The organism is Bradyrhizobium sediminis (assembly GCF_018736085.1).
In the GTDB taxonomy this organism is placed as follows: domain Bacteria; phylum Pseudomonadota; class Alphaproteobacteria; order Rhizobiales; family Xanthobacteraceae; genus Bradyrhizobium; species Bradyrhizobium sediminis.
The window spans coordinates 2,111,716-2,124,490 of the sequence record NZ_CP076134.1 but is presented as its reverse complement, the minus strand read 5'-3'; the positions used below and the strand labels follow the sequence as shown (position 1 = coordinate 2,124,490).

Below are 12,775 nucleotides of genomic sequence, written 5' to 3'. Positions count from 1 at the left end.
TTTGGCTGCGCCTGTCTAGCCAACGCCGCCGATTGAGGAAAGCCATAAATGGGCGGCTGGGCTGTCCGGCAACCCCTTGCCGGGTTTGTATAACTGGGCTGTAACGGCACGAAACGTACGGAGACCGCCCCCGTGAACGCCCCTGCCCGTCTCGATTCAACCCCGCGCCTGGAAGATTTCCCCTACCGTCTCACGGACAATGTGCGGTTTGCCGACCTCGACCCGAACCAGCACGTCAACAATGCAGTATATGCAACCTATTTCGAGACCGGCCGCGTCACCCTGATGAAAGACCGCAGTTACGGCCTGATGCCATCAGGCGTCACCTGGATCATGGTGCGGCTCGACATGCATTTCCGCGCCGAGCTGCGCTGGCCCGGCGCGATCGAGATGGGGCTGGGCGTCGTGAAGTTCGGCCGCACCTCGGTGACGTTCGATCAGGTGGTGTTTTCCGAAGGCGTCTGCGTCGCCTCGGCGCGATCGGTGTCGGTGCTGCTGGACGAGGCGACGCGCAAGCCGACCGCGCTCACCGAGGATATCCTCAAGAATTTCCAGCCCTGGCTGCGGCGTGGCATCGACACAGCCTAGGCGGCGAGGCGCTTCAGGCCTGCCGCTCCGGTGTCGTCACGATCAGGCCGTCGAGTTCGTCGGTCACCTTGATCTGGCACGACAGCCGCGAATTCGGCCGCACGTCGAAGCCGAAATCCAGCATGTCCTCTTCCATCGGCGACGGTGCGCCGACCTTCTCGCGCCAGGCCTCGTCGACATAGACGTGGCAGGTCGCGCAGGCGCAGGCGCCACCGCATTCGGCCTCGATGCCCGGGATGGCGTTGCGGATCGCCGCTTCCATCACGGTCGCGCCGTTCTCAACGTCAATGATGCGGGTTTCGCCGTTATGGTCGACAAAGTGAATCTTGGCCATGATTGCTCGTATTGTCGGGGGATTAAGACAGGTCCGGGCAGTCCTATAACGGGTCGATCCGCTCCGCGCCAGCGCCGGGGAGGAAAACCTGCGGCGCGGTTTTGGCGGGCCCCGGGTGCGGCCCAATCATACTGCCAGGAATCAGGATCGGATCAGGATCAGGATCGGCGCAGGATCGCGTCGATGGCGCTGCGCGCTTCGGCCACCGCAGCCGCGAGCCCGGCAAGCGCCTCCGCCGGATCGTCGCCGTTGTGGATGGCGGCTTCCAGCCTGGCGGCGGCATCAGCCACGGTGAATGCGCCGATCGCGCGCGCCGAACCCTTCAGCGTATGCACCAGGGCGCCCGCATCCGCGGGCATGGCGGCGAGAGCGCCGATCAGGCTGGCGGTCTGGGCCGAGAACATCGCCAGCACCTCGTGCTCGAGGCCGGCATCGCCAAGGGTCATGCGGCGAAGATGTTCGAGATCGAGCGGACCGTCATCGGGAGCGAGCGGCGGCGATGGCATCCAGTCAATCCGTTCCAGATGAAGCGGCATGGCGATAGCCCAGATCTCCCGGCTTGATCGATCCGGGCAACGATGTTTGCGCCAGCCAATCACGGAAATGGTTAACGGAACGTTTGGCGCATCCGCCGCAAGTTCGCCTTGTTTTCGGCGAAGAGTCGCCGCAATTAACCCACCGAAACGAGAATTTTGTGGAACCGTAAGGCCTTAGGCGGCCCTGCTGTTAACGATGATTAAGATTGTATTAATCGCAGGCATTTCATTCGCATCGCTCTGCCAATAGGATGTTTCCGGATGTTAGCGGAGAAGGCGAGCAACGGCCGCGCTTTCGCTCCGCGCAGGGCATGACACCGGTTTCGAGCTTGCAAGGGGGCGTTCCAGCAAGACCGGCCCGGATGCGTAAAAAGTAGAACGAGGGCTCAGACTGAACATGGCGAACAATCCCAAAAAGGTCAAAGACCCTACCGAAGTCGCGCTCTCCGCCATTCAGGAAGCGCTCAACATCAGCGACGCGCCCGCTTCCGACAGCGCGCGCGGCTCGGTCCGCAGCGATGCGGCGCCCTCCAATGCGTCCGCGGCGCCGACCTACAACGACAGCTTCGACACCCGCCCCAGCGACGACCGCCAGATCTTCGAGCCAATCGAGGAGCCGCGCCCGGCCCGGCGCGCCGCCAATGACGACCGCGAAACCATCGGGCAGATCCTGCAGGCGATTCAGAAGGGCCGCCCCGCCCGCAACGTCTATACGCTTGCCACCCTTTTTGCCGGCGTCTGGCTGCTCGGCTGCGCGCTTCTGACCGTCAGCTTCTTTGCCTCGCTGCAGGCCGCGATCGGCCAGGGCCCCGGCGGCACGCTGGTGCTGGCCGGCCTTGCTGCGCTGTTCTTTGCGCCGGTGCTTCTGTTCTACTTCCTGGCGAGCCTGGCCTGGCGCGGCCAGGAGTTGCGCATGATCGCGCAGTCGATGGCGCAGGTCGCGATCCGTTTCTCGGAGCCCGAGGGCGCAGCCTCCGACTCGATGGTGACCGTCGGCCAGGCGATCCGCCGCGAGGTCGCAGCGATGGGCGACGGCGTCGAACGCGCCATCGCGCGCGCCGGCGAACTGGAAACCCTCGTCGCCAACGAAGTCTCCGCGCTTGAACGCGCCTACAGCGACAACGAAGTGCGCATCCGCGCCCTGCTGCAGGATATCGCCCACCAGCGCGACAACCTGGTTGGACAGGCCGAACAGGTTCGCAGCGCCATTTCCGGCGTGCAGATCGACCTGCGCCACGACATCGCGCTGATTTCTGACGCGATCGCCTCGCGCGTCGACGAAGTCGCGAAAAGCATCACCGGCGCCCTGGAAGAACGCGGCGCGCATATCACCGGCGCGCTCAGCCATGCCGGCGACAACATGATCCTCGCGCTCGGCGAGCGCGGCGGCGACCTGCTCGACCGCCTCGAGGAAGCCAGCACCGAGACCACGCGCGCCGTGCTCGACGCCAGCGAACGTCTCACCACCAGCCTCAATTTCAAGACCGGCCACGTCCACGACGAGTTCGTCGATCTCGCCGATCGCGTGCATGAGATGCTGAACGAGCGGATCGACCGTATCACCAGCGAATTCGAGCAGCGCTCCTCCACCATCGTGGACGGCATTTCCGACCGCACCGAGCAGGTTCACGACTCGCTGAAGAATTCCAGCGACTCCCTGCTGCTCGAACTCGAACTGCGCAGCGGCGACCTCGTCAACAAGATCGACGATGCCGGCAACCGTCTGGCGACCCAGATCCTCACCTCCGGCGACAAGGCCAGCGAGGCGCTCGACGTCACCGTGAATTCGCTGGTGGCGAAGGTCGTCAGCCAGACCGAAACCGCGCACGACACGCTCTCGCTGCAGATGAGCGCGTTCGACGAACTGGTGAAGAACCAGGGCGGCGAACTGGCCGAGAAATTCGCGCGCGACAGCGGCACGCTGGGCGCCCTGATCACCCGCCACATCTCGGAATTCGACCGCACCGTCAAAACCTTCGGCGGCGAAATCGTCGACCGCATGGGTCAGCGCACCCAGGATATCGCGGAAACGCTCAAGACCTATGTCGATACCTTCGACACTCGCCTGACCTCGAATGGCGGCGAGATCACCGCTTCGCTCGACCAGCGCCTGATGCAGTTCGAGACCACGCTGGAAAGCCGCGTCGCCAATCTCGACACCTCGCTCGACGGCAAGATCAAGTCCTTCGACGAATCGATCGACGGCCGACTCAAGTCGCTCGAACAGAATTTCGACACCCGCGCGAAGTCGGTCACCGAAACCATCGATAACCGTCTCGGCACGTTGGCCTCGTCGCTGACCGACGGCGCCTCACAGGCGGTCAATCTGCTCGACTCGCGCCTGGCCCACCTCACCTCTTCCCTGACCGATGGCACCGCGCAGGCGATCCAGTCGATCGACTCGCGCCTCACCCATCTCACCACGTCGCTGACGTCGGGCGCCGCGCAGGCGATCGACGCCGTCGACCAGCGCATTGCCAGCGTGACCCAGACCATCGATGGTCGCAGCGCTCACCTGACCGACACCATCACGGCGCGGTTCCAGGAAATCCATCAGGGCATCGAAACCCGGGTCGGCGCGGTCGCCGGCGACATCGACATGCGCGTCGCGCAGTTCGAGGATCTGCTCGGCTCGCGCGTCGAAGCGGTGGCAGGCCGCATCGAGAGCAGCGGCCGGCAGGCCAGCGAAGGCCTGATGGCACGCGCCGAAGAATTGTCGCTCGGGATCAGGTCCCACGTCGAGGATGCGGAGCGTTCGCTGACCAACCTCGTGGTCAATACCAGCGAGACCATCCAGACCGGCGCCCGCGCCGCGCAGCAGGCGCTGCTGACGGTTTCTTCCGACGTCGGCGCCCAGCTCAAGCTGACCTCGGCGGAAGTCGAGCGCGCCCTCACCGCCGTCGGCACCGGCGCTGCAAACTCGATCCTGACCAGCGCCCGCGATGCGCAGTCGACTCTGGTGTCGGCTTCCACCGAGGCCGCCAGCCAGATCAAGTCGCTGTCTGCCGACGTCGAGCGCACGCTCTCTGCAGCCGGCACGACGACCGCGAATTCGATCGTCTCCGGCGCCCGCGAGGCGCAGACCACACTGGTTACCGCTTCCACGGACGCGGCCAACCAGGTCAAGTCGCTGGCCGCCGACGTCGAGCGGTCACTGTCGATTGCCGGGACTTCCACCGCCGAATCGATCACCGCTGGCGCGCGCGAAGCCCAGAGCACGCTGGTCAACGCTTCCACCGATGCGGCCAACCAGGTTAAATCGCTGGCCGCCGACGTCCAGCGCACGCTGTCGATCGCCGGAACCTCCACCGCCGAGGCGGTCACATCAGGCGCCCGCGAGGCCCAGTCCACGCTGGTCGCCGCCTCCTCGGAGGCCGCCAACCATGTCAAGTCGCTTGCGATCGATGTGGAACGCACCTTGACGGCAGTCGGCGCCGACACCGCAGCGTCGATCCTCGCCAGTGCGCGCGAGGCGCAAACCTCGCTGACGACGACGTCGGCGGATGCCGCCAGCCAGATCAAGGCGATCGCAACCGACATCGAGCGTTCGCTCGGCGTCGTCACCGCCAATACCACCGACAATATCCAGGCCAGCGCCCTCAACGCACAGAGCGCGCTGGTGGCCGCATCGAATGAAGTCAGCTCCAAGGTCAAGTCGACCTCGGCTGAAGTCGAACGGACGGTTCTCGCCGCCAGCGGCACCTTCGGTTCCACCATGACCGGCAAGACCGATGAAATCGTCACCTATGTGCAGCAGCAGACCGACCGTCTGTCGCAGATCATCGATGGCAAGCGTGGAACGCTGGTCGAGGCGATCGGCTCCAAGACCAACCAGCTCACGATCGACATCGACCGCGTCACCGCCGATGCCCTGAAATCGATCGAGACCAGGGGCCAGGCATTCTCGCAGTCGATGATGACCAACGGCTCCGACGTCGCGCGGACCATCACCTCCGCAGGCGAACTCGCCTCCGGCGCCGTCAACAAGTCGCTCAAGGACCTCGAGCAGGCATCGCGCGCGGCGATCGACCAGTCGCGTCAGGTGTCGATCGCGGCGGTGACCGAAATGCAGGAAACCAGCAAGATCCTGCGCACCGACACGGTTGCCCTGTTCGAGCGGCTACGCGAAGGCAACATTCTGCTGCAGGAAGTGCTGACCGGCGCGCACGACAACCTCAACTCGCTGGAACGTGCGCTGGTGACCCGCGTGGCCGACTTCGTCTCCGCCATGAACGACGTCACCTCGCGCAACGGCGTCGCCACCCAGACCCTGGAAGACCAGCTGTCGATCTTCAACACCAAGACGTCGAAGGCGCTGGAAGACCTCGGTTCGCTGTCCAGCCAGTTCGAACATCACGGCCACGCACTGGTCGAGGCAGCCGCAGTGGTCGAGCAAGCCAACCGCAGCACCACCGCCTCCGTCGCCGAGCGCAAGTCGGCGCTGGAATCGCTGGTCACCACCATCGATCTGCGCACCACCGATCTCGATCAGCGGCTGTCGCGCTTCACCAGCCTGCTGGATGAATCGCTGGCCGCCGCCGAAGAGCGCGCCCGCGACATCGCCCGCGTGGTTGCGGAAACCGCTGGCGCAGGTTCCGCCGCCATCAGCCACCAGTTCGAGGTGGTTCGTGAGACCGCCGAGGAAGAGCGCCGGCTGACGGCGGAGACCATGACCGCGCTCTATCAGCAGAGCACGCAGGAAGCCGACGCGATGTTCAAGCAATCCGCGGACAAGTTCGCCCATATGGTGTCGAGCATGAAGCAGATGGCCGCGGAGATGCACAACGAGCTCGAAGCCACCCGCAACGAGCTGCGCCGTGGCGTGCTGGAGATGCCGCAGGAGGCCGCCGAGAGCACTGCGCAGATGCGCAAGGTGATCGTCGACCAGATCGAAGCCCTGGCCGAACTGAACCGGATCGTGGCCCATCATGGCCGCGGGCTGGACGTCATGACGACCTCCGGCCGCGCCAGCGTGCAGCGCGAGGAAGAGCCGTTGCTGGTCGCCGCCGGCGGACAGTCCCGCACCGCATCGCGTGGCTCAGCCTCGAACCTGCCGCCGCCGGATCTCGGCATGCCGGCCCCGCGCCGCACCGAAGCCCCGCCGGTCAGCCCGGCGAGTTCCGACCAGGGACGCGACGGCTGGCTTTCCGACCTGTTGAGCCGCACCGATGCCGGCGCCAACCAGGCCCCGCGCGGCCGCGCGCCGCAGCAGGCCGCAGGCGAAAATCCGCTGGCGTCGCTGTCGCTCGACATCGGCCGCCTGATGGATCGCAATCTCGCCGCCGAGATGTGGGATCGCTATCAGCGCGGCGAGAGCAAGGCCTTCACCAAGCGGCTCTATACGCCGGCCGGCCAGAAGGCCTTCGACGAGGTCGCCCGCAAGTACCGCGCCGACCGCGGCTTCAAGCAGACGGTCGACCGCTACATCGCCGAGTTCGAACGCCTGCTCGACGAAGTCGCGCGCGACGAACGGGGACCTGCGATGCTGCGCAGTCACCTCACCTCGGAGACGGGCCTCGTCTACACCCTGCTCGCGCATGCGGCGGGACGGCTGGGGTAAGGCTGCGAATAGCGAGTAGCGAGTAGCGAATAGAGATGGAGGCCTCGCGGCCTCCATTTTGGTTTGGGCACAGGTTGCGACTGCAACGCTCAACTCGCGACTGAATGAAGATCCCGATATATTTCTTGGTGTATTCGGAGGCATCAATCCGCCATGATCGACACCGCATAGAAAGCGATACCGAATTATCGGAGGCGGCTGGCCAAGCGCCCGGCGCGATTTGATGCCGCCACCGAACCGCCGAGTAAGGGCGGCATCCTCGCCGCATTGCGCCGTTCGCCGCTGGTAGGGGCCGATCTCAATTTCACTCGGTCGCGTGACACTGAGCGAACAACGCGTCGGTGACATCAAGGTCATATACCGCTAGCCAGCGGGATAAATTAGCCAACGGGTTGCGCGCGGGCGGCGCTTTGCACCACCCCGCTTCGCTATTGCGCCGCACGGGCCGGAGGACGTGCTGCGGGTCCAGGCGCCGGCTTCGGCGGAGCTGCCGCGGTTGGCGCCGACCTCGGCGGGGTTGACGCAGGCTCGGCCGGCGCGGCGTTGTTGCTCCCGCCGAATATCACGCGGCTCGGGTTGCGATCAAAATTGTTCACGGCGCGGCTGATGTCGGCCAGGGTGCGGCGGCCGTCGGCCATCAGCAGCCCTGAGCGCTTGTCGAAGTCTTCGGCGAGGTCCTTGATCGCCTTCACCATCGCCGAAAGCTCGCCGCCGCTGTTGCCGCCCGCGATCGAATTCAGGCCCAGCATCAGGCTGTCGGCCTTGGTCATGACGCCGTCGACCCGAACCATGACGTTGTCGATCTTCTCGGAATTGCGCGCCAGCGCCGCCGTGAAGGTCTCGAGGTTACGCAGCGAATTCTTCACCGACTCCTGATTGTCGGCAACGATGCGGTTGACGTTCTGCAGCGTGGCGCGGATCGCCTCGGTGACGTCCTGCAGCGCGTTCGGATCGGCGGTCAGGATCGGGATGCCGTCCTCGTCCAAGGGAACGGGCGGCGCCGCCTCCTCACCGCCCTTCAGCGAGATCGCGGCGACGCCGGTCAGCCCCTGAAACTCGAGCCCGACCAGGGTGTCCTTGCGGATCGGCGCCTTGTTCTCAACCATAGCGAGTGCGACGACTCGACGCGGGTTATCCAGCTTCACGGAGACGACCTCTCCTACCCGGATACCGTTGAAATTGACGCTGCCACCATTGCGCAGGCCGGCGGCCGGGCCCTCGAACACGATGCGGATCGGACTGCGCGCCTTGGTGGTGTGGAGGCTCTGGAACCACAGCACAAAGCCGAACGCCGCGGCAATCACTGCCAGCGTGAACGATCCGATCAGGACGAAATTCGCCCGCGTTTCCATCAATCCAACTCCGGTACTAGGCTCTGATCAAGCTCCGCTCGATCAGAGCCGTCGTTTGTCTTTTCGTTTGCGCATGATCTTTTCCGAAAACCGGTACCCACTTTTCGGGATCATGCTCTAGCCCATCACGGCGCGGGCACGCTTGCCGTGGAAATATTGCCTCAGCCAGGGATGCTGCGAGGCCTGCATGTCGGCGATCGATCCTGCCGCAATGATCTTACCGTTCCCTAACACCGCGATCCGGTCGCAAGCTGTATAAAGGCTGTCGAGGTCGTGGGTTACCATGAAAACGGTCAGCCCCAAAGTACGCTGCAGGGTCCGGACCAGCTCGTCGAAGTCGCCGGCGCCGATCGGATCGAGGCCTGAGGTCGGCTCATCCAGGAACACCAGCTCGGGGTCGAGCGCCAGCGCGCGTGCCAGCGCCACGCGCTTGATCATGCCGCCGGAGAGTTCCGACGGGAACCGGTCGGCGACCTCGGGCTTCAGGCCCACCATGACGAGCTTGGCGATGGTGATCTCGTCCATCAGCCGCTGCGACAGATCGAGATATTCGCGCACCGGGAACTGGATGTTCTGCCGCACCGTCAGCGAGGAGAACAGCGCACCCTGCTGGAACAGCACGCCCCAGCGCCGCTCGACGCCGCGCCGCGCCCGCGCGTCCGCAGCGTCGAGATCGATGCCGAACACCTCGATCCGCCCGCTGAGCTTGGGCACGAGGCCGATGATGGTGCGCGTCAGCACCGACTTGCCGGCCCCCGACGGGCCGACGAAGCCTAAAATCTCGCCGCGCTTGACGTCGAGATTGAGCCCGTCGAGCACGCGCGTGGAGCCGAACTGCACGGTGATGTCGCGCACCCGGATGATGGCGTCGGAAGGTTGCAGCGCCATCGTCACATTCCGATCGATGCGAAGAAGATCGCGAACACGCCGTCCATCACGATGACGAAGAAGATCCCCTTCACCACCGACGACGTCGTGTGCTGGCCGAGCGATTCGGCGCTGCCCTGCACCGCGAGCCCCTCGACGCAGGCGACGATGCCGATCACCGCCGCCATGACAGGCGCCTTGATGAGGCCGACGATGAAATGGTCGATCGAGATCGCGTCGCGCAAGCGAAGCAGGAAGGCTTCAGGATCGACCCCGCCATAGAGCCAGGCCACCAGCCCGCCGCCATACAGCGCAGCCATCGCGCCGAGAAAGGCCAGGATCGGCAGCGCGATCACCAGCGCCAGCATCCGCGGCAGGATCAGGACCTCGATCGGATCGAACCCCATGGTGCGCAGCGCGTCGATCTCCTCGCGCATTTTCATCGAGCCGAGTTCGGCGGTGTAGGCGCTGCCGGAGCGGCCCGCGACCATGATCGCCACCAGCAGCACGCCGATTTCGCGCAGCACCAGCACGCCGAGCATGTCGACCACGAAGATGTCGGCGCCGAATTTGCGAAAATGGAAGATGCCCTGCTGCGAGATGATGCAGCCGATCAGGAAGGTGATGAGCACGATGATCGGCACCGCGCGCCAGCAGACCTGTTCGAGGTGATGCACGGTCGAGGTCAGGCGAAAGCCCCTCGGATGGATCAGGACCCTGCCGCTGGCCGCCAGCACCGCGCCCAGCATGTCGATCAGGCTGACGAGGGTGGCGCCGACGCCGACCACGCTGCGGCCGACCTGGTCCAGCATCCCCGTGATCGTCACCGGACTGGCGTCGAGCGCGGGTGCCGCCTTCACCCGGCGTACTTCGTCGACCAGGCTGGAATAGTTGGCCGAAAGGCCTGCGATCTTCGCCTCCACCCCGCCCTGGGTCAGGCTGCGGCGAAGCCGCTCGATCAGCCAGGCCCCGAAGGTGTCGAGTTTGGAAACCTGCGAGACATCGATGAAGATGTTGGGCCGGCTGCCGGCCAGTTTCTCGGCGTCGGCGACGATCTGCTCGAGATCGGGCGCAAAACGGGCGGTCCACGACCCCGCAGCGCACAGCGCAAGGCCGTTGCCCTGGGCAATCCGTTCCAATGTCGGGTCGCCGCTCACGATGCCAGCACCTCAGCCGATTCTCCGCTATTCATGGAAATTGAAAGTTCCTGCACGTCGCCGCCGCCCTGTAGAACACGTGTCCCTAACCAGCCATAATTGGTTGCGCCGGGCAAGCTCACGGTTCAGAAATTGCCAGATTTTGAAATGACTTCCAGCAAATCTCCAATCCTTTCCGCCAGAATCGAGCACTGGCCGATCGCAGGCTCCTTCACCATCAGCCGCAGCGCCAAGACCGAGGCGGTGACGGTCGTGGCCGAGGTCTGCCGCGACGGCCTGACCGGGCGGGGCGAATGCGTGCCCTATCCGCGCTATGGCGAGACCCCGGAGGCGACGCTGGCCGCCCTGCAGGCGATGCAGGAGCCCATGGCGCGCGGCCTCGACCGGCAGGCCCTGCAGGCCGCCATGCCCGCCGGCGCCGCCCGCAACGCGCTGGATTGCGCACTGTTGGACCTCGAGGCCAAGGCCAGCGGCCAGCGCATCTGGACCCTGCTCGGGCGCCCCGCCCCTCGCCCCTGCACCACGGCCTACACCATCTCGCTGGGCTCGCCGGAGGCGATGGCGGCAGCGACCGCCAAGGCGGCACACCGGCCGCTGCTCAAGATCAAGCTCGGCGGCGATGGCGACGGAATGCGAATCGCGGCGGTGCGCAAGGCCGCGCCCGAATCCGAACTCATCGTCGACGCCAACGAGGCCTGGACGGCGGACAGCCTCGAACGAAATCTGGCCGACTGCGCGCAAGCCGGCGTCACGCTGGTCGAGCAGCCGCTGCCCGCCGGCCAGGACGCGGCGCTGGCGCGCATCCGCCGGCCGCTGGCCGTCTGTGCCGACGAGAGCGTGCACGATCGCGCCTCGCTCGACGGACTGCGCGAGCGCTATGATGCCGTCAACATCAAGCTCGACAAGACCGGCGGCCTGACCGAAGCGCTGGTCATGGCGGATGCCGCACAGGCGCTGGGATTTCAGATCATGATCGGCTGCATGGTCGCGACCTCGCTGGCGATGGCGCCGGCGATGCTGCTGGTGCCGCAGGCGCGCTTCGTCGATCTCGATGGCCCCCTGTTGCTGGCGCGCGACCGCGACGGCGGATTGCGCTACGACGGCAGCCTGGTCTATCCGCCGGAGGCCGCGTTGTGGGGATGATCGGCAAGCCGGTGCCGCGCCAGCCACATGATGATGCCGCCTGACAGCGCCATCGCGGCCATGACGTAGTAGACGCCCTGCCCGTAGCGGGCGAAGATCACGCCGGACGAGATCGATGCGGCCGAACTGACGATGCCGGTGCAGGCCGCCAGATAACCCTGCGCCCGCGCCATCATATGAATGGGCACGTGGCGCACCAAGAGGCTCATGGTGCCGACCATGGTCAGTCCGAACGTCAGGCCATGCGCCAGTTGCACGATGGCGAGGATCGCGATCGGCGGATCCTGCGCGGTGATCGACCAGCGGGCGACGGCACAGAATGCTGCGATCACGACCAGCAGCGAAGGCTGCAGCTTGAACCGCGGCGACAGCGCGAACACCACGATCTCGGCGAGCACGCCCAGCGACCACAGCCCGGCAATGGTCAGCCCGCCCAATCCCGACTGCTGCCAGGCGATGGAGGCGAAGACGTAGTAGGCAGCGTGGCTGCCCTGGATCAGCGCCGACGTCGCGATGATGGCGAGAAAGCCGCGATCGCGCAGCAGCGCCTTGGCTCCGTGCGACGTCGCCGCGGCCGGTTTCGGATGACCGAGCGGCTGCAGCCCGAGGCTGACGAGGGCGCCGAGCGCCGCCACCGACGCAATCACCCAGATCAGGTGCCTGGCCGCGATGACCTCGACCAGCAGCCCGCAGGCCAGCGCGCCGACGACGAAGGCCGCCGAGCCCCACAGCCGCAGCGGCCCGTAATTGAGGCCGTAGCGCGCCACGCCGCGCAGCGCATAGGCGTCCGTCAGCGGCGTCATCGGCGTCCACAGGCAGCAAGTGGCAGCATAGGCAGCGAATATCACCAGCGGCACATGCTGGGTGCCGATTACCGCGAATCCGAGCGCGGTCGCGAAAGCCGCGACCATCATGGCGCCGCGCAGCGCCCGACGCCTTTCGGCCAGGCTGGTGATGAACGGCAGTATCGTGAACCGCGTCACCGACGGCACCGCCGAGATGATCCCGATCCACGACGCATCGATGCCGACCGCCTTGAGCCACACCGTGAAGAACGGCAGATGGGTGCCGACGAGGCCGAACAGCGTGCCGTAAAACAGCGCCAGCCGAGTCGCGAATCGCCGGGACGCCGCTTGAGATGCGGTGGGGATTTGTGATTCGCTCGGCATCAATTCAATTGCGATTCGCTCGATATCGTGATGATCGTTAACGCAACGCGCCGACATTTGCGCGATGAG

General features: G+C 65.6%; 9 protein-coding genes. 3 read left to right on the top strand and 6 right to left on the bottom strand.

Translation table 11 applies throughout. The features are described 5' to 3' along the window. Nucleotides 1-132: 132 nt before the first annotated feature. The gene (locus tag KMZ29_RS10080; protein ID WP_215623551.1) at nt 133-588 is read left to right on the top strand and encodes an acyl-CoA thioesterase; all 456 of its coding nucleotides are present in this window, start codon (nt 133-135) and stop codon (nt 586-588) included. 13 nt (nt 589-601) lie between these two features. Here KMZ29_RS10080 and KMZ29_RS10075 read toward each other — a convergent pair whose 3' ends face one another. Both KMZ29_RS10075 and KMZ29_RS10070 read right to left on the bottom strand, forming a co-directional pair. Continuing rightward, nucleotides 602-922, bottom strand: coding sequence for a 2Fe-2S iron-sulfur cluster-binding protein (locus KMZ29_RS10075; RefSeq protein WP_215605887.1), 321 nt, complete (start codon nt 920-922; stop codon nt 602-604). A gap of 158 nt (nt 923-1,080) precedes the next feature. Continuing rightward, complete coding sequence (locus tag KMZ29_RS10070; protein WP_215623550.1) at nt 1,081-1,458, bottom strand: Hpt domain-containing protein; 378 nt, start codon at nt 1,456-1,458, stop codon at nt 1,081-1,083. A gap of 397 nt (nt 1,459-1,855) precedes the next feature. On the opposite strand from KMZ29_RS10070, the gene KMZ29_RS10065 reads away from it, so the two are divergent. Next, entirely contained in the window at nt 1,856-7,018 is a 5,163-nt protein-coding gene (locus KMZ29_RS10065; RefSeq protein WP_215623549.1) for an apolipoprotein A-IV repeat region-like domain-containing protein, read from the top strand. 428 nt (nt 7,019-7,446) lie between these two features. Here the strand turns inward: KMZ29_RS10065 and KMZ29_RS10060 are convergent, their stop codons facing one another. The 3 genes from KMZ29_RS10060 to KMZ29_RS10050 all read right to left on the bottom strand — a co-directional run bounded on the left by KMZ29_RS10060 (nt 7,447) and on the right by KMZ29_RS10050 (nt 10,394). Continuing rightward, nucleotides 7,447-8,370: an MlaD family protein gene (locus KMZ29_RS10060; RefSeq protein WP_215623548.1), complete on the bottom strand. Its 924-nt coding sequence runs from the start codon at nt 8,368-8,370 to the stop codon at nt 7,447-7,449. Nucleotides 8,371-8,487: 117 nt separating this feature from the next. Next, nucleotides 8,488-9,258, bottom strand: coding sequence for an ABC transporter ATP-binding protein (locus KMZ29_RS10055; RefSeq protein ID WP_215623547.1), 771 nt, complete (start codon nt 9,256-9,258; stop codon nt 8,488-8,490). Between the two features lie 2 nt (nt 9,259-9,260). After that, nucleotides 9,261-10,394, bottom strand: coding sequence for an ABC transporter permease (locus KMZ29_RS10050; protein ID WP_215605882.1), 1,134 nt, complete (start codon nt 10,392-10,394; stop codon nt 9,261-9,263). A 147-nt stretch (nt 10,395-10,541) separates the two neighbouring features. Here KMZ29_RS10050 and dgcA point away from each other — a divergent pair, with 147 nt between their 5' ends. Next, entirely contained in the window at nt 10,542-11,537 is a 996-nt protein-coding gene (gene dgcA / locus KMZ29_RS10045) for an N-acetyl-D-Glu racemase DgcA (RefSeq protein ID WP_215623546.1), read from the top strand. On the opposite strand, the gene KMZ29_RS10040 is transcribed toward dgcA, so the two are convergent. Beyond that, the gene (locus KMZ29_RS10040) at nt 11,507-12,706 is read right to left on the bottom strand and encodes an MFS transporter (RefSeq protein WP_215623545.1); all 1,200 of its coding nucleotides are present in this window, start codon (nt 12,704-12,706) and stop codon (nt 11,507-11,509) included. The two genes, dgcA and KMZ29_RS10040, sit on opposite strands and share 31 nt — an antisense overlap. Nucleotides 12,707-12,775 lie beyond the last annotated feature (69 nt).